This window comes from Stenotrophomonas sp. CFBP 13718 (assembly GCF_014842145.1).
GTDB lineage: Bacteria > Pseudomonadota > Gammaproteobacteria > Xanthomonadales > Xanthomonadaceae > Stenotrophomonas.
In genome coordinates, this window is record NZ_JACYVC010000005.1 from 1 (window position 1) to 24,522 (window position 24,522).

The following is a 24,522-nucleotide window of genomic DNA, read 5'->3' on the forward strand; positions in this document are numbered from 1 at the left end:
CGCGACGCGGAGGCCATGATGGCCTCCGCCTGACAACACAGTTGCTACCGGGGATATCGGCTGCGCCGGCCACAAAAAAACAGCGGCCCGAAGGCCGCTGTTTTCGTTTGCGTCACCGCTGGAGATCAGCCCTGGGGCAGATTGTCCGGCTTGGCCTTCTCTTCATCCGCGTCGGCAGCCCGTGCGTTGGTCTGGCTGACGATCGCGGCCTGCTCGGCGGCGTCGGTGCCGCCGGCCAGGATCGCCGGTTCGGCAGCCGCAACGGCTTCGACCACGGCCGGGGTGGCGACCGCTGCAGGCAGCGGATCCGCAGCCGGCTCAACCGTCGGCTGGACGGCCGGCGTGCTGGCGACCGGACGTGCAACCGCGGCAGCTTCCTGTGCAGCCACCGGCGCACGGGCGGCAGGTGCGTTCACCGCGTCGAGCATGGTGGTCTGCACCGGGGCAGGCGATGCCACCGGCGAAGGCTTGACGGCTTCCGGTTCGGCGGCAGGCACGTGGGCGGGAGCCGACGGTGCCGGCTGCCAGGTCGGGGCGGTGTCGGTAGCAGCTGCCGGCGTCGCAGCAGCCACCGGGGCGTCAACCTTGCTGGCCTCAACCTTCGGGGCCTCGACCTTCGGAGCCTCAACCTTCGGAGCCTCCACCTTCGGAGCCTCGACCGGCGTTTCGACCTTCGGTGCCTCGACGGCCGCGACGGGCGGGGCCATCGGAGCTGCGGCAACGATCGGCGTCTCGACCTTGGGCAGTTCAGCCTTCGGTGCTACTTCCTTCGGCGCCTCGACCTTCGGCGCGGCCGGAGCCACGAAGGCGACCGGTGCGCTGCTGGCTGCCGGGCTGGCCGCGACCGGCACGATCGCCGCCGTGGTCATCACCGCAGCCGCACGCTTCTCGCGCTCGGCCGGCGCAGGCGCATCGCCTTCGTCATCGAAGTCGAACTCCGGCTGCGGACGCGACGACCTGGGTGCACGCGGTTCGGCCGAATCGCCGTCCTGCGCCTCAGCGCCCTGGGCGACGTCACCGTCCTCGTTGTCATCCTCGTCCGCATCATCCTGGCCGAGCGAATCGGTGGCGGTGCCTTCGGCATTGCCACGACGACGGCGACGACCACCACGACGGCCACGACGACGACGCGAGCCGCCTTCGCCTGCACCTTCATCACCGGCGGGCGGCAGTTCGCCGTCGGCCTGGGTGACCGTGTTGGTTTCGTCCGTGTCCGCTGCGTTGTCGGCAACAGCATGGGAAACCGCAGCAATGTCCTGTGCGGCCGGCATGACCGGCGTTGCCGCCACGTCCTGCCTGGACGGGTCGGCGGCAGTCGATGCGGCAGCAACGCCTGCCGTCGCGGTCGCAACGGTGGCGGCGATGGCGGCCGTGTCGATCTGCTCGGCCGCATCACGCTGCGGCTTCTCGCCATTGGCACGCTCGCCATCCTGCTGACGCGGCTGGCGCGGCTGCTTCACCTTCGGCTGCTGCTGGCCCTGTGCGGGCGCCTGGCCTGCGGCCTGCTCGCTGCGTTCGCCACGCGGCTTGCCCTGTTCTTGGCGCTGCTTGGGCTGCTGCTGGCCATTGCCGTTACCGTTTCCGGCAACCGGCTGGGCGGCGACCTGTGCATTGCCACCCTGTGCGTTGCCCTGGCGGCGTTCGCCGCGTTCGGCACGTTCACCGCGCTCGCCACGGTCCTTGTTGCGACCCTGGCCCGGTGCAGCAGCGTTGCCGGCTGCCGCTCCGTTGCGACCTTCATCACGGCGGTCCTTGCGGTCCTTGCCGTTGCGATCCTTGCCGCTGCGGTCCTTGCGGCCACTGTCGTTGCCGTTCGAGCGCGCGGCCGGTGCCGGCGCCGGCGCGGCGGCCGGTTCACCACCGAAGATGCGCTTGAACCAGCCGACCACACCGCCGGTAGCGGCCGGTGCGACAGCAACCGGAGCCGCGACGGGCGCGGGGGTCGGCTGCGGTGCGGCTTCGTCGCGGATCGGGGCGGGCGAGTTGTGCTGCACCTGGGTCACGGCCGGCGGCGGGATGTTCAGCTGGCCCTTGGTCAGGGCATGCACCGGCAGCTTGCGCGGGGTGCCGCGCTGGTAGCTCGGCTTGCCGCTTTCTTCACCCAGCTCGTTCTCACGCAGGCGGGTGACGGTGTAGTGCGGCGTGTGCAGCTGCTCGTCGGCGACGATCACGATCGGGGCTTCGTGACGCGCCTCGATCTCACGCAATGCGCTGCGCTTTTCGTTGAGCAGGTAGTTGGCGATTTCCACCGGGGCCTGGACCAGCACCTGTCCGGTGTTCTCCTTCATCGCGTGCTCTTCGGCGACGCGGATGATCGACAGCGACAGCGATTCGACGCTGCGCATGCGGCCATGGCCGTCGCACTGCGGGCAGACCAGCTGGCTGGATTCGCCCAGGCTCGGACGCAGGCGCTGGCGGCTCATTTCCAGCAGGCCGAAGCGCGAGATGCGCCCGACCTGCACGCGGGCACGGTCGTACTTCAGGGCCTGCGCCAGGCGGTTCTCGACCTCGCGCTGGTGCTTGTTGGACGACATGTCGATGAAGTCGATCACGACCAGGCCGCCCAGGTCGCGCAGGCGCAACTGGCGGGCCGCTTCGTCAGCCGCTTCCAGATTGGTCTGGAACGCGGTGTCCTCGATATCGCTGCCCTTGGTGGCGCGCGAGGAGTTGACGTCGATGGCGGTCAGCGCTTCGGTCTGGTCGACCACGATCGATCCGCCCGACGGCAGACGCACGTTGCGCTCGTAGGCGCCCTCGATCTGCGATTCGATCTGGAAGCGGTTGAACAGCGGGATGTCGTCGGTGTAATGCTTGAGCTTGCGCAGGGTCTGCGGCATCACCTGCTGCATGAACTCGCGGGCGTGCTCGTACATTTCTTCGGTATCGACCAGGATCTCGCCGATGTCCGCACGCAGGTAATCGCGCAGGGCACGCACGATCAGGCGCGATTCCTGGTAGATCAGGAACGGGGCCGGCTTGCTCAGTGCGGCTTCGGCAATGGCGCGCCACACGTTCAGCAGGTAATCCAGATCCCACTGCAGCTCTTCGGCATCACGGCCGACGCCGGCGGTACGGATGATCACGCCCATTTCGTCGGGAATGTTCAGCTTGTCCAGCGCGTCCTTCAGGGCGGCGCGGTCTTCACCTTCGATGCGACGCGACACGCCACCGGCGCTCGGCGAATTCGGCATCAGCACCATGTAGCGGCCGGCCAGCGAGATGAACGTGGTCAGGGCGGCGCCCTTGTTGCCGCGCTCATCCTTGTCGATCTGCACCACGATTTCCTGGCCTTCGCGCAGGAGCTCCTTGATGCCGGCCTTGTTGTGGTCCACACCGGCCTGGAAGTAATCGCGGGAGATTTCCTTCAGCGGCAGGAAGCCATGACGGCCACCGCCGTATTCAACGAAAGCCGCTTCCAGCGAGGGCTCGATGCGGAAGATCCGGCCCTTGTAGATGTTGGACTTCTTCTGTTCCTTGGCCGGCTGCTCGATGTCGATGTCATACAACGACTGGCCATCCACGATGGCGACGCGCAGCTCTTCAGCCTGCGTAGCGTTGATCAGCATTCGCTTCATTGTTGCGTTCCTCGCAAGCGGCTACCGCGCGGAACGCCATGGAGTTTCGCCTCTGGACACGGCTGGCCGCCCATTCGCGCAGGCGCGGGGAGGGAGGCCCGGGTTTCCAGCGCTACGACACCACGGCAGGCCGCGGGAGCGCTCTTCTTATCTGGTTTTGGTAGTACGGGACCGGCGGCAGCTGTCAGCCAAAACTGGAGCGCCACGCGGGACATGTTCAGCGCGATTACGTGTCAGGCAATCGGCGATGGCCGGGAGTGCCGATGAGCCGCTAACATGGCCGCCCCGGGGGCGGTGGTCGCGCACTGTGCCGGATTCGTCGGAAGACAGGCTTCTGGCCTGGAGTAACTTCCAACGAAATCAATCCCTTATCTCGCCGCCCGAGTGTAACAGAATAAACAGGCTGATGACTGCTCAAGACCCCGCAAGCCCCAATTCCGACAAGCCTTCCGTGCGCATGATCACCGTTCCCGATGACCGGGCGGGACAGCGGCTGGACAATTTCCTGCTCGGACAACTGAAGGGCGCTCCGCGCAGCCTGGTCTACAAGCTCGTCCGCAGCGGCCAGGTGCGGGTGAACGGCGGCCGCGCCAAGGCCGAGCGCAAGCTGGAGGGCGGTGAGGTGATCCGCATCCCTCCGGTTCATCTCAGCGAGGAGGGCGACAAGACCGGTCCGCCGGAATCGTTCATGCGGCGGCTGGAACAGGCCATCGTCTATGAGGACGAGCGCCTGCTCGCACTGAACAAGCCGTCGGGCGTGGCCAGCCACGGCGGCAGCGGGATCAGCTTCGGCGCCATCGAGACCTTGCGGGCCCTGCGCCCGGGCAGGACGTTGGAGCTGGTGCACCGGCTGGACCGTGACACCTCCGGCCTGCTGATCGTGGCCAAGAAGCGCTCGGCACTGAGCGAGCTGCAGGCCCTGCTGCGGGAAGACCATGGGGCGGGCATCCGCAAGAAGTACCTGACCCTGCTGGTCGGGCGCATGCCCGATGGCACGATGACCGTGGATGCGCCGCTGCACGTCGGCCTGCGGCAGGGCGGGGAGCGTCACGTGCAGGTGAATGCGATCGGCAAGGAGTCCATCAGCCACTTCAAGGTGCTTGAGCGTCGCGGTGGCCATTCTTATTGCGAGGTGCGCATCGAGACGGGCCGCACCCACCAGATCCGCGTGCACGCCCAGCACCTCGGGCATTCGGTAGCCGGTGACGACAAGTACGGCGATCCTGCAGTCAACAAGCGCTTTCGTGAGCAGATCGGGCTGAAGCGGCTGTTCCTGCACGCCGCGTCGCTGGAGTTCTCGCTGGACGCGGGTAAGACGCCCTATCTGCTCACTGCGCCGCTGGCCGAGGAGCTGGTCGAGGCGCTGGATCGGCTGAAGTAGGGATCAGCGAACGGCGCGGGTCCACGTGATCGCATTCGCGCTGCCGCTCCCACGCTTTGCTGCGCAAACCGCGGGCCCCGTCTCACCAGCACCCACACCCCGCCGCTTCGCGGCACGGGTCCACGTCATCGCATTCGCGCTGCCGCTCCCACGCTTTGCTTCGCAAACCGTGGGCCCCGTCTCACCAGCACCCACACCCCGCCGCTTCGCGGCCGCCCCTGACTCAGGGGCTCCCTCCACCAGACGGCTTGCCGTCATCGGACGGTTCCCGCCAACGGCCCGCTGCGCTCGCCGACCATGGGTCGGCGCTACCGCTTTTCTTTTTTTCTTACGCGGCTGGCGGCCACGGAATGTGTCAGGGGGCCGGGCGGTGGGGCGGGGCGGGGGCGTTGAGTGCCATGGATGGCACGAAACGAGGCCCGCATGGATGCGGCTCTTGCCGTCCCCCGCCCCGCCCCACCGCCCGGCCCCAAGCACGTAATCCGCTTTTCGCAGCAGCCCGCCGCGAGGGGGTCTTACCCGTTCGACTACCCACTCACCACTTGAACAGCACCAGGCTCAACGCCAGCGTCATCATGCCGGCCACCAGCCCGTAGACCGTTTCGTGACCCTTGGCGTAGCGCTTCGCGGCCGGCAGCAGCTCGTCCAAGGCCAGGAACACCATCACACCGGCGATCAGGCCGAACACCCAGCCGAAGGTCGCGTGGTTGAGTGACCCGGAAAGCAGGAAATATCCGATGGCCGCGCCAATCGGCTCGGCCAGGCCGGACAGCAGGCTCGCGGCGAACGCATAGAACTTGTTCTGTGTGGCGAAGTACACCGGGATCGCGATCGCGATGCCCTCCGGGATGTTGTGGATCGCGATGGCGAAGGCCAGCGGCATCCCGACCGAGGGGCTTTCCAGCGTCGCGAAGAACGTGGCAAGGCCTTCCGGAAAGTTGTGCGCGGTGATCGCAACGGCGGTCAGCAGCCCGACCCGCTTGATGTAGGCCTTGTTGTCGTCGCGAAAGGCCGGGTCTTTCTTGTCCAGGCTTTCGTGCGGATTCGGGATCAGGTGATCGATGCCCATGATCAGCAGGATGCCGAGCAGGAAGGCGAACGTGCCGAAGGTGAAGCCCAGTCGCGCGTCGTAGGCCTGGGTGAACGAGTCGATGGACTTGTTGAGAATCTCCGACAACGACACATACACCATGGCACCGCCGGCGAATGCCAGGCCGAATGCCAGCAGCCGGGGGTTCGGCCGCTTGGCGAACAGCACCATGAGGCTGCCGAGGGCCGTCGCCAATCCGGCGGCGAGGGTGACCCCCAGCGCCATCCAGACGTTTTCAGTGGAAATCTGCAACATGGGCCAGCGCGATCCTTCAGGGAGTGCGCGCCCCGCAGAGGCGGGGCGCAATGGGCAGGGAAGGCGGGCGCTGGCTGGCCTTGGGTGTCAGGAAAGGACGTCAGCCGCCGCGGCGCAGGCGCTCTTCCACCGCGAAGCATTCGGTGGGGCGCGGTTCGGGCGGGTTGAAGCTGACCGGTACCTGGATCGTCGCCGGTATCTTCTGGCCGTTGCGGCTGGCCGCATTGAACTGCCACGCCAGCACGGCGGTGCGTGCGTTTTCATCCAGCTGCGCATTGCCGCTGCCGGTCAGCACGGTCACTTCGGTCGGTTTGCCTTCAACGCCGACGACGACCTTCAGCGTGCTGGTGCCACCGACGCCGGTGCAGGCCAGCTCGATGGGGTATTGCGGCGGCGGGGTCTTCACCGCGGCCACCTCCGTCGGGGGCGTACGGGGTGCAGCCGGCGCATCCGCGGTGCCGGTGCCACCACACGCTGCCAACAGCGCCGCGGTGGTCAAGGGGACGATCAACAGGCGCAGTTTCATGGGGCTCACTCCGTCAGGGCCGATGCTTTGGCGGCGCAGATGAAATCATTTTCGCTGAGGCCGCCCACGTCATGGGTGGAGAAGCGCACCACGGCCCTGTCGTAATGAACCCCCAGGTCCGGGTGGTGGTCTTCACGGTGGGCCACGAACGCAAGCGCGTTCACGAAGGCCATCGTGCGGTGGTAATCGCTGAAACGGAACGTGCGCTGCAGGGCCTGGCCGTTCTCCACCAGTTCCCACCCGGGGATCTGCGGCAGCAGTTCCGTCACCCGGGCCTGGCCCAGACGGTGTTCGTTGCCGCGGCGCGGGATGCAGTGGGCCTGTGCCAAGGGGACCAGGTCGTTCATGGGACGCTCCACGTGTGAAAAAGTTGACTGAACAGTGCGCGGTCAGGTGTATAAACCGAATGAGCGCGAAATGATCGCCTGACAGGGTACTTGGTTAGAATAGCCCGATGATCCAGATATCCGACACTGCCCAGACCCATTTCAGTCGATTGATCGAACGCGAAGGCGTGCCCGGAATGGGCGTGCGGTTGAGCGCGGTCGATCCCGGTACGCCGCGTGCCGACGCGCGCTTGGAGTTCGCTGACCCCAGCGACCTGCAGGGCGATGAGTGGGCCGTGGACTGTAATGGCTTTACGTTGTACGTCGCCGCTGACAGCGTGGGCTGGCTGGATGGCGCGGAGATCGACATCGTCACCGGTGCGGCCGGCGGCCAGCAGCTGACCATCAAGGCACCGCGCATCAAGGGCGAAGCGCCCGGCGATGCGGCTTCCCTGGTCGAACGCGTGCACTGGGTCGTGGAGAACGAGATCAACCCGCAGCTTGCCTCGCATGGTGGCAAGGTCGCGGTGCAGGAGGTGTCGGCCGAAGGGGTCGTCCTGCTGCGTTTCGGTGGCGGTTGCCAGGGCTGCGGCATGGCCGATGTCACCCTGAAGCAGGGCATTGAAAAGACGTTGATGGGCCGCGTGCCGGGCATCACCGCAGTGCGCGACGCCACCGACCACGAAAGTGGCCAGGCGCCGTACATCCCCCGCGGCAACGCCGCCTGACGCCCGCTGCGTGCCGTCAGCCCGGGCGACACAGTTGATCGACGCCCTGCTGGCACGCCAGCAGGAGCCGCCCATCCTGGAGAAAAAGACCCGCCTGCCTTATGGCTGGGCGATCTGGTTCCGTGCGTTGTCTCCGTTGCCGCATCCGCTGCATGCACGCGAGATTGTCGCCGTCCTGGTACCACGCCCGCTGCCGGCATCGCCCGGCCGGTTGCCGCAACTCGGTGCGTGGACGGCCCTGCGTCGGCTGGCGTGGCAGCAATGGGAACCGGCACCCCGCGACCAGCGCTGGATGCGCTGGACCTCGGCGGCCGTCAGTGTCCTGCTGCATCTGCTCTTCGCATTCCTGCTGCTGTGGGTCGCGCTGGTGCGGTCGCCTACGCCTGAAACACAGGGCGGTGATGGCGAGCGCGTGCAGGTCGAGTTCGTCGGGCAGGGCGCGCAGGAGGGCGGAGGAGACCAGCCGGGTGGCGATCCCGCTGTGGCCGCCGCCGCCAGCGCAGCGCAGGCCGCGGCTGAGCCGTCGCCTGCTTCGAACGCTGCCGCCGATGCGTCCCCGCCGCCGGCCGAGACCGCCCCGGCGTCTGCTTCGGCAGCATCGCCGGCCGAGACGCAACCGTTGCCGCCACAGCCTGCGCCCGCTCCGCCTGTGCCGGCCGATCCCGCTCCCCCGGTGCAGGCCACCACGGTGGTCGAGCCGACAACCGATTTCATCGTGCCGCCGGTCACTGTGCCGCGTACCGAGGTCACGGTCGTACCGCGCGAGGTCGCGCCGACGGTGCGCGAGCGCGAGGTGCGGCCACTGTCCGTGCCCACGCCTGCCGTGCCCACGGTGACGACCGAGGTGCGCCCGCGACCGGTGACCCGCACCGTCCCGGAGGTGCGCGAGCGGGAAGTGACGCTGCCGGTACAGGCACCGACGCCCGTGCGTGTTGCACCGGCCGAGGTGACCGTTCGCGTGCCGATGCGTGAGCCTGCCCCTGTGCGCGAGCGCGAGGTCACGACGGTGACGGCACCAACCATCACGCTGCCGACGCTGAAGGGCAATGAGCCGGTGGTGCAGCCGCGCCCCGCCGCTGTGGCTGCGGTGCGCGAGCGCAGTGTGGCCAACGCAGTGGCGCCGTCCCCGTCGCGCCCATCGCCTGCCGCGTCATCCGCCTCCTCGTCGTCGTCATCGAATGCCGCCTCCCAGACCGCTGCACAGCAGCGCACGGGTGACCGTGCTGCCGCTGCGCCGGCGCGCGCTGGCGCTCAGCCCAGCCCGACGCCGGGCAACTGGGCGACACCGGCGCGCGGCGATGACTGGGGCGCGTCCAATCGCAACCAGGCCGGTGCTCCAGCGGGCGCGCAGGCGGGCCGCGCGGCCGGCAAGGGCGACGGTCTGTTCAACGCCGATGGCAGCACCCGCGTGCCGGGCCAGGACGGCAAGGGCGAAAGTGAACGTGGCGCGCCGGGCGGTGACAGCGACGGCTGGTCGCGAGAGCGCATCGCCGCCTCTGGTACGTGGCTGAAACGGCCGCCGTACGATTACACGCCGACCTCGTTCGATAAGTACTGGGTGCCGCAGGAATCGTTGTTGGCGGAGTGGGTACGCAAGGGGGTGCAATCGGTGGAGATCCCGATTCCCGGCACGAGCACGAAGATATCGTGCGTCATCTCGGTGCTGCAGTTCGGTGGCGGCTGCGGCCTGAACGATCCGAACATGCAGGAGCAGCCCGCCATCGCCCGCCCGCCGCCGGATATCCCGTTCAAGAAAGAGCTGCAGGAAGACAACGGCAGCCGCTGACGGCCAGCGGCCGTCACTACCTGACTACGGTGATCGGGCCGGTGTAGCGCCGAGCCACGCTCGGCGAGCGCGCAGCGCGGCGCCTTGGTTGGTCCGCCGAGCACGGCTCGGCGCTACCGGAGCACACGCGGGTGCCGATATCGGGTGGCGGGACCGGGGCCGGTGTAGCGCCGAGCCATGCTCGGCGAGCGCGCAGCGCGGCGCCTTCGCTGTTCCGCCGAGCACGGCTCGGCGCTACCGGCGCACACGCGGTTGCCGTTATCGGGTGGCGGTGATCGGGGTCGGTGTGGCGCCGAGCCACGCTCGGCGAGCGCGCAGCGCGGCGCCTTTGCTGTTCCGCCAAGCACGGCTCGGCGCTACCGAGGCACACGCGGGTGCCGTTATCGGGTGGCGGGACCGGGGTCGGTGTGGCGCCGAGCCACGCTCGGCGAGCGCGCAGCGCGGCGCCTTGGTTGTTCCGCCGAGCACGGCTCGGTGCTACCGACGCACACGCGGTTGCCGTCATCGGGCGGCGGGGCCGAGGCCGGTGTAGCGCCGAGCCACGCTCGGCGAGCGCGCAGCGCGGCGCCTTGGTTGTTCCGCCGAGCACGGCTCGGCGCTACCGGAGCACACGCGGGTGCCGTTATCGGGTGGCGGTGATCGGGGTCGGTGTGGCGCCGAGCCACGCTCGGCGAGCGCGCAGCGCGGCGCCTTTGCTGTTCCGCCAAGCACGGCTCGGCGCTACCGAGGCACACGCGGGTGCCGTTATCGGGTGGCGGGACCGGGGTCGGTGTGGCGCCGAGCCACGCTCGGCGAGCGCGCAGCGCGGCGCCTTGGTTGTTCCGCCGAGCACGGCTCGGCGCTACCGGAGCACACGCGGGTGCCGTTATCGGGTGGCGGTGATCGGGGTCGGTGTGGCGCCGAGCCACGCTCGGCGAGCGCGCAGCGCGGCGCCTTTGCTGTTCCGCCGAGCACGGCTCGGCGCTACCGACGCACACGCGGGTGCCGTCACCCGGCGTTGGGATCCGGCGCGGCGGAAAGAAACACCCACATCGGCACATCCTGCCCCAGCCAGAACTGGCTGGCCTCGTCCAGGATATCCAGCAACGTGTCGAAGCTTTTACTGTCCTGTGCGCGCAGTGCGTCGATGCGGTCGAAGAACAGGGCATGGCCCGTTTTCGAGCGCAACCACTGCAGGTCACGCAGGTTGTCCGCCAGCGCATCCCAGTTGCCACCGAAGCCGGCCGGGAAATCCAGCTGCGCCGACAGCCGCGCCAGCAACGTGCGCTTGTCTGCCACACCCTGCAGATCGATGCGGCGCACCTGCAACCCGGCATCGCGCATCGCCGCAGCCAGTGCCGCTTCGTCGCCTTCGGCAATCGCATAGACGCCGGCATTGTTGATGTCGTGCAGGCCGAGACCGAATGCATCCTGGCTCATCGTGTGGTCTCCCGCGCCGGGACGCTGAAGCTGCGGAACGACGCGTAGTGGTCGCTGGTGTAATACCAGCCGTCTGGCGGATCACCGCCGGTGATGATGCGGCGCGCGCCACGGTTCGAGGCGCCAGGCGTGCGCACCGTGTACTCGCGGTAATAGCCGCGCGGACGCTGCGGCAACTGCTGCTCGCGGTTGCCGAAGGTGCTGCCATCCTGCGCATGCGGGTAGGGGCCTCCGCGCTGGATCAGCGCGATGGTGTCCCGCGCCTCGCGCGGCAGGAACGACGGCAACGCGTCGTGCGTACTGCCACTCGCTTTTGCATCGGAGGCGGCCGGTGCGCCAGGCGCCGACAAGGAGGGCGCGAACTGCGGCTTGGCCGGGCGCTGCAGGTAGTGATTGCCGATCAGGCCCAGCAGCAGCAGGCCGATGGCGGTGATCAACAGCCGGGGGTTGCGCATGGTGGCGACGGAGAAAGGGAGGAAGGGGAATATCGTAGCGTCTGTCCGCTGCACCGGGGATGAGACGGCGGCTGTCGCACCACGGTCACCTGCAGGACGAAGTTTCCTTTACATCCCACTTGGTAATCTTCACGCCTGTCCCCATCCTTTACTGCGCACCGCCCGGCAGTCGCCGGGTCCCCAAGTTACAAGGAGATGCACCATGGCCTACACCCTGCCCAAGCTGTCCTACGCCTACGATGCCCTGGAACCGCATATCGATGCGGCCACCATGGAAATCCACCACACCAAGCATCACCAGACCTACATCAACAACGTCAACGCCGCGTTGGAAGGCACCGAGTTCGCCGATCTGCCGGTTGAAGAGCTGGTGAAGAAGCTGAAGTCGCTGCCGGAAAACCTGCAGGGGCCGGTGCGCAACAACGGCGGCGGCCATGCCAACCACTCGCTGTTCTGGACCGTGATGGCCCCCAATGCCGGTGGCAATCCGGTGGGCGACGTGGCCAAGGCGATCGACGCCGATGTCGGTGGTTTCGACAAGTTCAAGGACGCCTTCACCAAGGCCGCGCTGACCCGTTTCGGCAGCGGCTGGGCGTGGCTGAGCGTCACCCCGGACAAGAAGGTCGTGGTGGAAAGCACCGGCAACCAGGACAGCCCGCTGATGGAAGGCAACACGCCGATCCTGGGCCTGGACGTGTGGGAACACGCGTACTACCTGAAGTACCAGAACCGTCGCCCGGATTACATCGGCGCGTTCTTCAACGTCATCGACTGGAACGAAGTCGAGCGCCGTTACCAGGCCGCGATCGCCTGATCGCAGTTGCTGGGTGAAACGCAGGGGCCGTGCAGCGATGCGCGGCCCTTTTTTGTTGCTTGTGGGGCAGCGAGGGTCACTGCCGGTGCATCAGCCTGCCGGACTCTGCAGCCTCAGCACTGCCATGACGCCCAGCGGCAACAGGGGCTGCTCGCCTTCCGCGGCCAAGTCGACGCGTTGTTGACGCCGGCCGCTGAACGACTTCACCTGGAACAACACATCCAGGCCATGGCTGCCTTGGCTGCCATTGTTTCTGTCCGGATGCGCGGACGGATTTCGCCGCGAGGGCTGGAATCCGGGCATACCCCGCACCACTTCACTGCTGCCTGCGCCGAAGTCGCCCACGATCAGGCTCGGATGTCCTTCCGCCGTGGCCGCGATCCAGGCCATCAGGTCGTTGGCCTGGTGCTGCCGGTTGGCGGCCGAGTCCGGATCCGTACGCAGCCGCGCCGCATAGATGTTGACCTGGGTCTCGCCCAGTGCCACCCGCATCATGCCGGCCGCGCTGTAGGGCCCCGGCGGATGCAGCAGGGTCACCCCGTCTTCTTCGACCCGCAGGCGGCTGAGCAGGGCACTGCCATGGCGTTCTGCTTGGCTGGGCGGATCGGCGGTAATGAAATCGCAGCTGTAACGCAGGCGGCTGGCCAACCAGCAGGCCGGATTGCGTCGACCCTCCTGCAGTACCTGTTGTACCGAGATGACATCCGGCCGCAGCGTGGACAGCAACTGCGCGATGGCCTCCCGGCGCGCCAGCCAGGCCGGATCATCCTGTGCGGGAAGATGCAGGGTCGCCACAGTGAGCTCGGGAACCGGCGCGGACGCGGCAGGCTGCGCAGGTAATGCCAACGGAGTCAGCAGAAGGCCAAGGCAGAGCAACACAGGGGAGGGCAGGGCGCGCATAACGATAAGTTTACGCTTGTGCCGTGCAGGTATCGTGACCCCGGATCTACCATAGCTGCGCCTGCCACGCTTCCATTCGCGTGTCATGCAGCCCTGCAGCGTGCGCAGGGCTGGCCCATTCCGGTAACCTTGGCGCTTTCGTGTCCGCAGGAAAGCATCACAGGATGAGCCATAACGCAGCCGCCCCCGCCGGCAAGGGCACCATGCCGCGCCAGATTCCCTACATCATCGGCAACGAGGCCTGCGAACGGTTCAGTTTCTACGGGATGCGCAACATCCTCGTGCAGTTCCTCATCACCTCGCTGCTGCTGCAGGAGCTCACCGCGGAAGGGCGCGCCGGTGAGGCCAAAGACATCATGCACAGCTTCATGATCGGCGTGTATTTCTTCCCGCTGCTCGGTGGCTGGCTGGCCGACAAGTTCTTCGGCAAGTACCACACCATTCTGTGGTTCAGCCTCATCTACTGCCTGGGGCACCTGTGCCTGGCGCTGTTTGAAGGCAGCCGCGAAGGCTTCTTCTTCGGGCTTGGGTTGATCGCGCTCGGTGCCGGTGGCATCAAGCCGCTGGTCGCTTCGTTCATGGGCGACCAGTTCGACCAGAGCAACAAGCACCTGGCGAAACTGGTGTTCGATGCCTTCTACTGGATCATCAACTTCGGCTCGCTGTTCGCCTCGCTGCTGATTCCGTTGGTGCTGAAGAACTGGGGCCCGCAGTGGGCCTTCGGCATCCCCGGCATCCTGATGTTCATCGCGACCTTCGTGTTCTGGCTGGGGCGCAAGCGCTACGTGTTGACCCCGCTGCCGCCGAAGGACCCGCATTCCTTCTCCAACGTGGTGCGCACGGCACTGACCGCGCGCGTACCGGGCCGCGGTCGCCCCGGCCTGGCCATTGCGGTGGCCGGCATCGTGCTCGCGGTCGCCTCGTTCGGCCTGGTGGGATCGCTGGGCATCGTGATCTGCCTGTGCCTGGCGCTGGTGGCCATCCTGGCCGGCATCGGCGGCGGTACGTGGATGCAGCTGGATCGCGCACGCAGCGTACATCCGGCCGAGGCGGTGGAGGGCGTGCGCTCGGTTCTGCGCGTGCTGGTGATCTTCGCGCTGACCACGCCGTTCTTCTCGCTGTTCGACCAGAAAGCATCCACGTGGGTGCTGCAGGGGCAGCAGATGGAGATGCCGAGCTGGTTCACCGCCTCGCAGATGCAGGCGTTGAATCCGCTGCTGGTGATGATACTGATCCCGTTCAACAATCTGGTGCTGTACCCGGCACTGCGTCGCTTCGGTTTCGAGCCGACCGCGCTGCGCCGGATGACCGTGGGCATCGCCTTCAGTGGGCTGGCGTGGATCGTGGTGGGTGGCATCCAGGTGGTGATGGACGGCGGCAACGCGATGTCCATCTTCTGGCAGATGCTGCCGTATGCGCTGTTGACCTTCGGCGAAGTGCTGGTCTCGGCCACCGGCCTGGAGTTCGCCTACAGCCAGGCCCCGCAGGCGATGAAGGGCGTGGTGATGAGCTTCTGGAACCTGACCACGACGATCGGCAACCTGTGGGTGCTGCTGTCCAACGCCGCAGTGCGCAACGATACGGTGACCCATCGGATTGCCAGCACGGGGTTGAGCGAAGCCGCTTTCCTGATGTTCTTCTTCGCCGGCTTTGCGTTCGTGGCGGCACTGGTCTTCGGCTGGTATGCACGCCGTTACCGCATGGTCGACAACTACCGCGCTGCCTGAGCCTGACATGACGCCCGTAAATCTTCTCCTGATCGCCATCACCGTCATCGTGTCCTGGATGGCATTCAACAACCGCAAGCTGACGGACCGGCTGATCCTGTGGCCGCCGGCGGTGGACCGTCATCGTCAGTACGACCGCCTGATCACGTATGGCTTCCTGCATGCGGACTGGCCGCATCTGATCTTCAACATGATCACGTTGTTCTTCTTTGGTGGTCAGATCGAAGGCTTGATGGTGCGGTTGTCAGGCAGCTATCTGACGTATCCGGCGTTCTATCTGGGTGCGCTGGTGATCTCCATCCTGCCGAGCTACATCAAGAACCAGAAGAACCCGAACTACCTGAGCCTGGGTGCATCGGGCGCGGTGTCGGCGGTGCTGTTCGCCTTCATCCTGCTCAGCCCGTGGACGCGCATCTTCGTGTTCTTCATCCCGGCACCGGCGATCCTCTACGCGGTCTTCTATGTCGGCTACAGCATCTGGATGGACAAGCGCGGTGGCGATCAGGTCAACCACAGTGCCCACTTGGCCGGCGCCGCGTTCGGCGTGCTGTTCATGCTCGCGATGCAGCCCAGCATCTTCAACCACTTCCTGACCGAGCTGGCGAACCCGCGCTTCGGCCTCGTCGGCTGACACGCGTGCGGGTAGAGCCGACTTCAGTCGACTGCGCAGGAAACAGCGGTAGAGCCGACTTCAGTCGGCTGGGCGGATAAACCAGCGGTAGAGCCGACTTCAGTCGGCTGGGCAGGAAACAGCGGTAGAGCCGACTTCAGTCGGCTGGGCGGAGCGCGTGCAACATCAGCCGACTGAAGTCGGCTCTACCAGGGCAGGGCGCGTGCAACGTCAGCCGACTGAAGTCGGCTCTACCAAGGCAGGGCGCGTGCAACGTCAGCCGACTGAAGTCGGCTACCTGGGCAGGGCGCGTGCAACGTCAGCCGAATGAAGTCGGCTCTACCAGGGCGGAGCGCGTGCAACGTCAGCCGACTGAAGTCGGCTCTACCAGGGCGGAGCGCGTGCAACGTCAGCCGACTGAAGTCGGCTCTACCCTAGGGGTCTGGCGGTTACCGTGAGGCGGTGTCTACGCCATAGGTATCCAACAGGCGGGTGAAGACTTCCTCGCCGATCTGCTGGAACTGACGGTCGTCGGTATGGCCTTCCACGGCGAGTTGCAGCAGCCCTTCCAGCAGGGTGGCATCGCTGGCTGTTCCGTCGGGGGCCGGGGTGGGGGAGTGGCGCATCAGAACCTCCTTGGTACGGGGGCGGGGTGCAGCGGCAAGCCACCCCATCGACCCTGTGAGCGGCCGCGCGGCGGTTTTCTTTAGCGTGGCCGCCTGCGACCCCACCAAACCCCTTGCCCCTGTTCAGGCTTCACACGATCATGGCGGCTGGCTGCGCACCATCGGCAGTGCCGCCCAAGGAGTAAGGTCCATGGCTTCGGTCACGCCCCCCGGATTGGCCTATGAGGTCGACCATGATCTGGCCGGCCACCGCTTCACCGCCCGTGTCCGCGGGCATCTGGCGTTGCTGGAGTACCAGCTGAAGCGCCGCCGCATGGTGATCACCCATACGGAAGTGCCCGAGGCGATCGGGGGCCGCGGTGTTGCCGGCGAGCTGACCAGGGTGGCGCTGCGCTGGGCGCGCGAGAACAAATACAAGGTGGTCCCCGCCTGCGCATACGCAGAGGCGTTCTTTGACCGCCACGAGGAGTTTCATGACCTGTTGGCCGGATGACCCGGCAAGGTCCGTTCTAGCAAGGGAACCACAGTGATGTTGTCTGAAAATCAGGGGAAATGCATGGAGCCGGCACCGCGCCGAATTCTCACCGCCTCGCTGCTGAGCCTGGCGGTCACCGTCGTGCTGCTGGCCGGCTGCGGTCGCCAGGGCGATGCAGACGGCACCGCGCAGGCACCGGCGTCGTCGGCGGAGAGTGCCCTGCCTGCGCCGGTGGCCGAGGCCCCGGCCGACGCTCCGGTTGCGTTGACCGATGTCATCGAGACCAGCGGACAAGCGGTGGTAGGCATCAGTTATGCCGCCGGGCTGGATCGTTACCCCGGTCTGGCCAAGGCGTTGCAGGATTACGCCGCCGCCGCGCGTGGCGAGCTGCAGCAGGCGGTGGACGGGTTGGGTAACGACAAACCGAGCATGCCGTACGAGCTGTCACTGGCCTTCGAGAAGCAGTTGGAGACCGCTGACCTGGTCGTGGTCAAAGCGGAGGGAAGCCGGTACACCGGCGGGGCGCACGGCGAACCCTTGGTGGCACGCTTCGTCTGGCTGCCGCAGCAGGGCCGGATGCTGACCGCCGATGAGCTGGTGGCCGATGCGAAGGGATGGAAAGCGATCAGCGATCACGTGGCCGACCAGCTGCGCGAGCGCGTGGCAACCCGCCTGAGCAGCGAGGACATGGAGCCGGGCGAACTGCAGGAGTCGTTGCGCAGCGCATCGCGGATGATCGCCGATGGCACCGGCGCGAAGGCGGACAATTTCCGTCAGTTCGAACCGCTGACCGACGCCAGCGGCAAGGTCACCGCGCTGCGGTTCGTGTTCCCGCCCTATCAGGTGGGACCGTATTCCGAAGGCACGCAGACCGCCGACGTGCCGGCGGCCGTACTCGCGCCGCTGGTCGCGCCGGAGTACGCCCCCTTGTTCGCGCACGGCTGACCGGGGGACAGGGTGGACGCGGCGCTGCAGGCACGTGTCACCACCCTCCTGCATGACGCCGGCATCGAGGTCGGCGGGCCATGTGGACACGATATCCAGGTGCATGACCGGCGCTTCTTCGCGCGGGTCATCGCCGGTGGTTCGCTGGCGCTGGGCGAAAGCTACATGGACGGCTGGTGGGACGCGCGCCAGCTTGACGGTCTGCTGCTGCGTTTGATGCAGGCGCGTCTGGACCAGCGCGTGCAGGGATGGCGCGACCTGGCCGATGCAGTGCGTGCACGGGTGCTCAATGCGCAGGCGGGCCAGGGCAGCTACGAGGTCGGTCGGCGACATTATGATCTGGGCAATGATCTCTACCAGGCGATGCTGGGCCGACGCTTGGTTTACAGCTGTGGCTACTGGCCCAAGGCGCGCGACCTGGATGCCGCGCAGGAGGCCAAGCTGGACCTGGTGTGCCGCAAGCTTGGCCTGCGCCCAGGGCAGCGTGTGCTGGACATCGGCTGTGGCTGGGGCGAGGCACTGAAGTTCGCCAGTGAACGGTATGGCGTAAGCGGCGTCGGGGTGACCATCTCCGAAGAGCAGGCGACGCACGCACGCGAGCTGTGTGCGGGGCTACCTGTGGAGATCCGCCTGCAGGACTATCGCCAACTGGACGAGCGCTTCGACGCGGTGTTTTCGATCGGCATGTTCGAGCATGTCGGCGTGCGCAATTACCGGCATTTCTTCGACGTGGCACGGCGCTGCCTGGCACCGGACGGATTGCTGTTGCTGCACACCATCGGCGGTAATGTCAGCCGCTATCGCACCGATCCCTGGATCGCCCGCTACATCTTCCCCAACTCGATGCTGCCATCCGCCGCGCAGATCACCCGCGCATTCGAAGGACGCTTCGTGTTGGAGGACTGGCACGGTTTCGGCACGGACTACGACCTCACCCTGCAGGCGTGGCGAAGCAACATTGAAAGCGCGTGGGCGTCGCTGGATCCCCGGCGTTACGACGAGCGGTTCAAGCGGATGTGGCGGTTCTATCTTGCTGCGTCGATGGCCAGCTTCCGCTGTCGCCACGCCCAGTTGTGGCAGCTGGTCCTGTCGCCTGATGGCGTGCCGGGTGGTTACACCGCGGCACGTTGAAAAAAAAATCGCCCGGTTTCCCGGGCGATTCTGGTCACACGTTACGTTTCACGCTGAGTCGCTCAGTTGCCAGCGCCGGTCAGGCCACGCTTCTCCAGCAGCGGCTCGATCTGCGGCTCGTGGCCAGCAAAATCGCGGAACAGCTGCATGGCATCGACACTACCGCCGCGCGACAGCAGGGTCTTGCGGAAATGGTCACCGTTCTTGCGGCTGAGGCCGCCGTTCTCGTTGAACCACTTCTGCGTGTTGGCATCCAGCACTTCCGACCAGATGTAGGCGTAATAGCCGGCCGAGTAGCCGCCCATGATGTGGCTGAAGTACGGGGTCTTGTAGCGCGGCGGAACCGGCGCGTAGAAGATGCCGTCCTTGACCAGCGCATCGGCTTCGAACTTCATCACATCCGCTGGCGCCGGCACCTGGTCGGCACTGATCTGGTGCCAACGCTGGTCGAGCATGGCTGCACCCAGATACTCGGTGGTGGCGAAGCCCTGATTGAACTTGGCAGCCGCCACGACCTTGTCCAGCAGCGCCTGCGGCATCGCCGAACCATTCTGGTAGTGCTTGGCGTAGTTCTTCAGGATGACCGGATTGTCGGCCCACATTTCATTGACCTGCGAGGGGAACTCGACGAAGTCGCGCGGCACGGCGGTGCCGGAGAAATACGGGTACTTCACATCGGAGAACATGCCATGCAGGGCGTGGCCGAACTCATGGAAGGTGGTGGTCACTTCGTCCCAGGTCAGCAGCGTCGGCTTGCCGGCCGGCGGCTTGGGGATGTTGAGGTGGTTGGCCACCACCGGCTTGAAGCCGGTCAGTTCGGACTGGGACACATACGAGTTCATCCACGCGCCACCGCGCTTGGACGCGCGCGCATACGGGTCGAAGATGAAGATCGCCAGCTGGCTGCCATCGGCATCGAACACGTCATACACGGTGACATCGTCGTGGTACACCGGCAGGTCGGTGCGCTGCTTGAAGGTCAGGCCGAACTCCAGCTGCGCGGCATGGAACACGCCGTTTTCCAGCACGTTCTTCATCTCGAAGTACGGCTTCAGCTGCGATTCGTCGAAGTTGTACTTCGCCTGGCGCACCTTCTCGCTGTAGAACGCCCAGTCCCAGGCTTCCAGCTTGAAGGTCGGCTTGCCGGCGGCCTTCTGCTCCTGGTCGATCATCGCCTGCAGGTCGGCGGCTTCGCGCTTGGCATTGGCCACGGCGGCCGGTGCCAGCTGACCCAGCATCGCATTGACCGCTTCCGGCGTCTTCGCGGTCTGGTTGGTCAGGTTGTAGGCAGCGAAATTCGGGAAGCCCATCAGCTTGGCCTTGTCGGCGCGCAGCTGCATGATCCGCGATACCAGCGCGGTGTTGTCGAACTCACCGCCGCGGCTGCCGCGGGTCGTCGATGCCTCGAAGATCTTCTGGCGCAGCGCACGGTTGGCCAGGTTGGTCAGCGGCGGCTGGCCGGTGGTGTTGAGCAGGGTGATCACGTACTTGCCGTCCAGGCCGCGTGCCTTGGCGGCTTCGGCAGCGGCGCTGATCTGCTCCTGCGACAGGCCGTCGAGTTCCTTGACGTCATCCACGGTGAGCGCCGAGGCATTCACTTCGGACTGCACGTTCTGGCTGAACTTCGTGCCCAGGTTGGCCAGCTCGGCATTCATTTCCTTGAGCTTGGTCTTGTCCGCCTCGGACAGCTTGGCACCGGCGCGGACGTAGTTCTCGTAGTACTTCTCGACCAGACGCACGCCCTCGGCGTCCAGGCCCAGCTTCTGGCGGCCGTCGTACAGCGCCTGGATGCGAGCGAACAGCTTGCCGTTCAGTGCGATGGTGTCGCTGTGCGCGGCGAAGCGGGCCGAGTAGTCAGCCTGCAGCTTCTTGCGCGCATCGTTGGTATCGGCACCGACCAGCGAGAAGAACACAGTGGTGGCACGATCCAGCGTCTCACCGCTCTTTTCCAGCGCGATCAGCGTGTTTTCAAAGGTCGGCTTGGCCTTGTTGTTGGCGATCGCCTCCACTTCCTTCAGCTGCTGCGCCATGCCGGCGTCGAAAGCCGGGGCGAAGTCGCTATCGGTGATCTTGTCGAACTGCGGGTAGTGCAGCGCAAGGGGGCTGTCAGCGAAGAACGGGTTGGCCTGCTGTGCGGCAGGGCTGGCTGCCGGGGTGGCGGCGCCGGCCGAATAGGCGGGCAGGGCAAGGCCGAGGGTCATGGCCACGGCAAGGGCAAGGCGGGTGGTCAAGGTCAGTACTCCACGAAAACAAGTCCCCGAGGGTAACCCGGCGTTGAACGGGGCGGCTTGTGTCGAAAGGCATGGACGTTCAGGCTGGGCTGTCTCCTTTCCGGACCGGACCGCCATGGGCAGTGCCTACGACTTCGACATCACGACCCTGGAGGGGGAAACGTACGCGTTGTCCCGGTATCGCGGTCAGCCCTTGCTGCTGGTCAACGTGGCCAGCCGCTGCGGCTTCACCCCGCAATACGCGGGGTTGGAACAGCTATGGCAGGAGCGGCGTGGACAGGGGCTGGTGGTCATCGGCTTTCCGTGCAACCAGTTCGGCGCGCAGGAACCGGGCGACGCCGCGCAGATCCGTGCCTTCTGCTCGCTGGAGTATCCGGTGACCTTCCCGCTGTCGGCCAAGATCGACGTCAACGGTCCGCACGCCGACCCGCTCTGGCAATGGCTGTCCACGCAGAAGCGTGGCGTGCTGGGCACCGCGCGTATCAAGTGGAACTTCACCAAGTTCCTGATCGACCGCGAGGGCCAGGTCGAGGCACGCTTTGCCCCGACCACGAAGCCGGAGCAGATCTTCTGAAACGTGAAAAAGGGGACGGATCCCGGTAGCGCCGAGCCATGCTCGGCGGGCTTTTTTCGGTGCCACGGCCCGCTGCGCTCGCCGAGCGTGGCTCGGCGCTACCGCTCTTCAGCCGGCTTCTGCTTATTTTTCGACGAAGGCGCGTTCGAAGACGTAGTGGCCGGGGCTGCCGATGCGCGGGGAGACCTGGAAGCCCTTGGCATCCAACACCGTACGCAGGTCAGCGAGCATCTGCGGGCTGCCGCAGATCATGGCGCGGTCATTGGCCGGATCAAGTTCCGCAAGGCCCAGCGTGCGCTGCATTTCGCCGCTCTCCATGAGCGAGGTCAGGCGGCCCTGGTTGGCGAACGGTTCGCGCGTGACCGCCGGGTAATACAGCAGCTTGTCGCCGATCATCTCGCCCAGGAACTCATGCTCGCGCAGCTCCTTCTCGAAGTAATCGCGGTAAGCGAGGTCCTTTTCGTAACGCACGCCGTGGGTCAGGATCACCTTGTCGAAACGCTCGTAGGTTTCCGGGTCCTTGATGATCGACAGCCACGGTGCCATGCCGGTGCCGGTGCCCAGCAGGTACAGGTTCTTGCCCGGGTGCAGGTCGCTGATCAGCAGCGTGCCGGTCGGCTTCTTGCCCACCAGCACCTTGTCACCCGGTTTGATGTGCTGCAGGCGCGAGGTCAGGGGGCCGTCCTGCACCTTGATGCTGAAGAACTCCAGGTTCTCTTCCCAGTTCGCGCTGGCGATCGAGTACGCACGCAGCAGCGGGCGCGCTTCGGTCTCAAGGCCGATCATCACGAACTGGCCGTTCTCGAAGCGGAACCCGCTGTCACGGGTGAGGGTGAAACTGAAGTAGGCATCGGTCCAGTGGCGGACCTCAAGCACCGTCTCGGCGCCGAAAGCAGCAGACATGGGGGTAGCGTATCCAGGAAATCGTCCGCGACATTCTACCTCAAATGAGACAGGTTCTCATTGAGGGAAATGAGAGTCGTTCGTGATGGTCCCTCAGCGGTAGCCAGCGGCCTGCAGTTCGAACAGTTCGGCATAGCGGCCACCCTCGGCCATCAGCTGCGCATGGCTGCCACTGGCCTCGATCCGACCATCGGCCAGCACCAGGATGCGGTCGGCCATGCGTACCGACGAGAAACGATGCGAGATCAGCACTGCCGTACGTTGTTCGGACAGTTCGCGGAAGCGCTGGAACACCTCGTACTCGGCCCGTGCATCCAGCGCCGCGGTGGGCTCGTCGAGGATCATCACCTGCGCCTGGCGCATGTAGGCACGGGCAATGGCGATTTTCTGCCACTGGCCGCCCGACAGGTCCACCCCCTGTTTGAAGCGCCGGCCGATGACCTGCTGGTAGCCGCCCGGCAGTGCCTCGATGACATCGGCGGCCATGCCACGGCGGGCGGCCTCGCGGATGCGTTGTTCGTCATCCAGCGCGTCGACCTGGCCCACGCCGATGTTCTCGCCGGCGGTCAGGTTGTAGCGCACGAAGTCCTGGAAGATCACCCCCATGTTCGCCCGCAGATCGTCCAGGTCGTAGTCGCGCAGGTCACGTCCGTCCAGCAGGATGCGCCCTTCATCGGGGTCGTACAGACGGGCCAGCAGTTTCACCAGTGTGGTTTTGCCTGCCCCGTTCTCACCCACCAGCGCCAACACTTCGCCAGCGTGCAGCTGGAAATCCAGATGGCGCACCGCCCAGGTCTCTGCATCCGGGTAGCGGAACCCCACGTCTTCGAAGACGAAGCCCTGGCGGATCGGGCGCGGTATCGGCACGGCATCGGCGCGGCTGTGGATCTCCGGTTGGATCTGGAAGAACGTGAACAGGTCATCCAGGTACAGCGCCTGGCTGGCGACCTGCGAGAAGCCGATCAGCAGCCCTTCCAGCAGTTGCCGCAGGCGCAGGAAGCTGCCGGCGAGAAAGGTGAGGTCGCCGATGCTGAAATCGCCGCGCACCGTGCGCCATGCGATATACGCATAGGCGGTGTAGTAGCCCAGCGTACCCAGCGCGGCCAGCAGCGTGCCCCATATCGCACGTCGCCGTGCCAGCGTCCGGTTGGCCAGGAAGAAGCGGTCGGCGAGCAACTTGTAGCGGTTGATCAGGAAGCGGTGGAGGTTGAAGATCTTCACCTCTTTCGCGGTCTCGACGCTGGCGCCCACCTGACGCAGGTAATCCAACTGACGGCGCTCGGGCGTCCACTGGAAATTGAGGCTGTAGCCGGCGGCGTTGAAGTGCGACTCGCCGATGAACGCCGGCACCAGGGCGAGGGCGAGCAGCACGATCAGCCAAGGCGCATACACCAGTAGGCCCACGGCAAGGCTGGCCACTGTGATCGCATCCTGTACCTGGCCGAACAGCTGGCTCATCAGGTTCATCCGGCCCATGGTCTGGCGCCGCGCACGGTCCAGCTTGTCCTGCAGTTCCGGGTCTTCGAAGTCTTCCAGGTCCAGCGATGCGGCGTGCTCCATCAGACGCACGCTGGTGACATTGGTGAACAGCTCCGACAGCAGGGCATCGGCGTAGCTGACGATGCGCCCCAACAGGTCCGACGCGATCGCCAGGCCGAACTCGAGCGCCAGCAGATACAACAGGGGATTGAGCAGGCCGCTGGCGAGTGCATCACCGAAAGGCGGGAAGCCGGCATCGTGCTGGCTGAGCTGCACCGCCGAGTCGATGATGAGCTTGCCGACGTACAGCATCGCCACCGGCAGCAGCGCGCGGATGATGCGCAGGCCAAGGCTGGCACTGGCCAGGCCCGGACTGGTCTGCCACACCTGGCGCAGGAACGGTGGCAGGTTGCGCATGGCGGAGAAGCGCTGGCGCAGGCTGGGGCGGGCGGACGCGGGGATATCGGGCATGCCGGTAGTGTGCGCCGTCATGGCGTGACGAGGGTATAGCCGACCGGTAGAGCCGCCGGGTAGAGCCGACCGGTAGAGCCGACTTCAGTCGGCTG

General features: G+C 66.2%; 21 protein-coding genes. 10 read left to right on the forward strand and 11 right to left on the reverse strand.

The features are described from left to right. Positions 1-125 precede the first annotated feature (125 nt). Positions 126-3,575, reverse strand: coding sequence for an Rne/Rng family ribonuclease (locus IFT58_RS09555; RefSeq protein WP_192094563.1), 3,450 nt, complete (start codon positions 3,573-3,575; stop codon positions 126-128). Positions 3,576-3,981: 406 nt separating this feature from the next. Here IFT58_RS09555 and IFT58_RS09560 point away from each other — a divergent pair, with 406 nt between their 5' ends. Next, positions 3,982-4,956 (forward strand): RluA family pseudouridine synthase, encoded by a 975-nt coding sequence (locus tag IFT58_RS09560; RefSeq protein ID WP_188326844.1) that lies wholly within the window; start codon positions 3,982-3,984, stop codon positions 4,954-4,956. Between the two features lie 535 nt (positions 4,957-5,491). On the opposite strand, the gene zupT is transcribed toward IFT58_RS09560, so the two are convergent. From zupT to IFT58_RS09575, 3 genes are all read right to left on the reverse strand, one after another. After that, positions 5,492-6,301, reverse strand: a complete 810-nt coding sequence (zupT, locus tag IFT58_RS09565) for a zinc transporter ZupT (RefSeq protein ID WP_188326845.1) — start codon at positions 6,299-6,301, stop codon at positions 5,492-5,494. A 100-nt stretch (positions 6,302-6,401) separates the two neighbouring features. Beyond that, a complete protein-coding gene (locus IFT58_RS09570) occupies positions 6,402-6,827 on the reverse strand; it encodes an energy transducer TonB (protein WP_192094564.1) in 426 nt (141 codons plus the stop codon). Positions 6,828-6,832: 5 nt separating this feature from the next. Further along, positions 6,833-7,174, reverse strand: coding sequence for a 4a-hydroxytetrahydrobiopterin dehydratase (locus IFT58_RS09575; RefSeq protein WP_188326847.1), 342 nt, complete (start codon positions 7,172-7,174; stop codon positions 6,833-6,835). Between the two features lie 107 nt (positions 7,175-7,281). On the opposite strand from IFT58_RS09575, the gene IFT58_RS09580 reads away from it, so the two are divergent. Together IFT58_RS09580 and IFT58_RS09585 are read left to right on the forward strand one after the other, a co-directional pair. Next, the gene (locus IFT58_RS09580; protein ID WP_188326848.1) at positions 7,282-7,881 is read left to right on the forward strand and encodes an NfuA family Fe-S biogenesis protein; all 600 of its coding nucleotides are present in this window, start codon (positions 7,282-7,284) and stop codon (positions 7,879-7,881) included. Between the two features lie 34 nt (positions 7,882-7,915). Then, positions 7,916-9,667, forward strand: coding sequence for a hypothetical protein (locus IFT58_RS09585; RefSeq protein ID WP_197974588.1), 1,752 nt, complete (start codon positions 7,916-7,918; stop codon positions 9,665-9,667). A gap of 987 nt (positions 9,668-10,654) precedes the next feature. On the opposite strand, the gene IFT58_RS09590 is transcribed toward IFT58_RS09585, so the two are convergent. Both IFT58_RS09590 and IFT58_RS09595 read right to left on the reverse strand, forming a co-directional pair. After that, a complete protein-coding gene (locus IFT58_RS09590; protein ID WP_192081383.1) occupies positions 10,655-11,086 on the reverse strand; it encodes a barstar family protein in 432 nt (143 codons plus the stop codon). Continuing rightward, complete coding sequence (locus tag IFT58_RS09595; RefSeq protein WP_192094566.1) at positions 11,083-11,541, reverse strand: ribonuclease domain-containing protein; 459 nt, start codon at positions 11,539-11,541, stop codon at positions 11,083-11,085. The genes IFT58_RS09590 and IFT58_RS09595 overlap by 4 nt, the downstream gene beginning before the upstream one ends. 202 nt (positions 11,542-11,743) lie before the next feature. On the opposite strand from IFT58_RS09595, the gene IFT58_RS09600 reads away from it, so the two are divergent. Next, complete coding sequence (locus IFT58_RS09600; protein WP_188326852.1) at positions 11,744-12,355, forward strand: superoxide dismutase; 612 nt, start codon at positions 11,744-11,746, stop codon at positions 12,353-12,355. A gap of 90 nt (positions 12,356-12,445) precedes the next feature. Here the strand turns inward: IFT58_RS09600 and IFT58_RS09605 are convergent, their stop codons facing one another. Then, positions 12,446-13,255: an endonuclease/exonuclease/phosphatase family protein gene (locus tag IFT58_RS09605; protein WP_192094567.1), complete on the reverse strand. Its 810-nt coding sequence runs from the start codon at positions 13,253-13,255 to the stop codon at positions 12,446-12,448. A gap of 164 nt (positions 13,256-13,419) precedes the next feature. Between IFT58_RS09605 and IFT58_RS09610 the strand changes: the two genes are divergently transcribed. Both IFT58_RS09610 and IFT58_RS09615 read left to right on the forward strand, forming a co-directional pair. Continuing rightward, positions 13,420-14,982 carry an oligopeptide:H+ symporter gene (locus IFT58_RS09610; RefSeq protein WP_192094568.1) on the forward strand — a complete coding sequence of 521 codons (1,563 nt, stop codon included), beginning with the start codon at positions 13,420-13,422 and terminating at the stop codon, positions 14,980-14,982. Between the two features lie 7 nt (positions 14,983-14,989). Further along, positions 14,990-15,613 carry a rhomboid family intramembrane serine protease gene (locus IFT58_RS09615; protein ID WP_192094569.1) on the forward strand — a complete coding sequence of 208 codons (624 nt, stop codon included), beginning with the start codon at positions 14,990-14,992 and terminating at the stop codon, positions 15,611-15,613. Between the two features lie 428 nt (positions 15,614-16,041). Here IFT58_RS09615 and IFT58_RS09620 read toward each other — a convergent pair whose 3' ends face one another. Continuing rightward, a complete protein-coding gene (locus IFT58_RS09620; protein WP_192081378.1) occupies positions 16,042-16,218 on the reverse strand; it encodes a hypothetical protein in 177 nt (58 codons plus the stop codon). Positions 16,219-16,408: 190 nt separating this feature from the next. On the opposite strand from IFT58_RS09620, the gene IFT58_RS09625 reads away from it, so the two are divergent. From IFT58_RS09625 to cfa, 3 genes are read left to right on the forward strand one after another with little or no spacing between them, the layout of a single operon-like run. Further along, entirely contained in the window at positions 16,409-16,711 is a 303-nt protein-coding gene (locus IFT58_RS09625; RefSeq protein ID WP_192081377.1) for a GNAT family N-acetyltransferase, read from the forward strand. Between the two features lie 36 nt (positions 16,712-16,747). After that, positions 16,748-17,638 (forward strand): DUF3298 and DUF4163 domain-containing protein, encoded by an 891-nt coding sequence (locus IFT58_RS09630; protein WP_249405131.1) that lies wholly within the window; start codon positions 16,748-16,750, stop codon positions 17,636-17,638. Between the two features lie 12 nt (positions 17,639-17,650). Beyond that, positions 17,651-18,769 carry a cyclopropane fatty acyl phospholipid synthase gene (gene cfa / locus IFT58_RS09635; protein WP_192094570.1) on the forward strand — a complete coding sequence of 373 codons (1,119 nt, stop codon included), beginning with the start codon at positions 17,651-17,653 and terminating at the stop codon, positions 18,767-18,769. A 62-nt stretch (positions 18,770-18,831) separates the two neighbouring features. Here cfa and IFT58_RS09640 read toward each other — a convergent pair whose 3' ends face one another. Further along, positions 18,832-21,000, reverse strand: coding sequence for a M3 family metallopeptidase (locus tag IFT58_RS09640; RefSeq protein ID WP_192081375.1), 2,169 nt, complete (start codon positions 20,998-21,000; stop codon positions 18,832-18,834). Between the two features lie 115 nt (positions 21,001-21,115). On the opposite strand from IFT58_RS09640, the gene IFT58_RS09645 reads away from it, so the two are divergent. Beyond that, positions 21,116-21,574, forward strand: coding sequence for a glutathione peroxidase (locus IFT58_RS09645; RefSeq protein ID WP_192081374.1), 459 nt, complete (start codon positions 21,116-21,118; stop codon positions 21,572-21,574). Positions 21,575-21,697: 123 nt separating this feature from the next. Here IFT58_RS09645 and IFT58_RS09650 read toward each other — a convergent pair whose 3' ends face one another. Both IFT58_RS09650 and IFT58_RS09655 read right to left on the reverse strand, forming a co-directional pair. Further along, complete coding sequence (locus IFT58_RS09650) at positions 21,698-22,477, reverse strand: ferredoxin--NADP reductase (protein ID WP_192081373.1); 780 nt, start codon at positions 22,475-22,477, stop codon at positions 21,698-21,700. A gap of 93 nt (positions 22,478-22,570) precedes the next feature. Then, positions 22,571-24,427: an ABC transporter ATP-binding protein gene (locus IFT58_RS09655; protein ID WP_249405137.1), complete on the reverse strand. Its 1,857-nt coding sequence runs from the start codon at positions 24,425-24,427 to the stop codon at positions 22,571-22,573. Between the last annotated feature and the right edge of the window lie 95 nt (positions 24,428-24,522).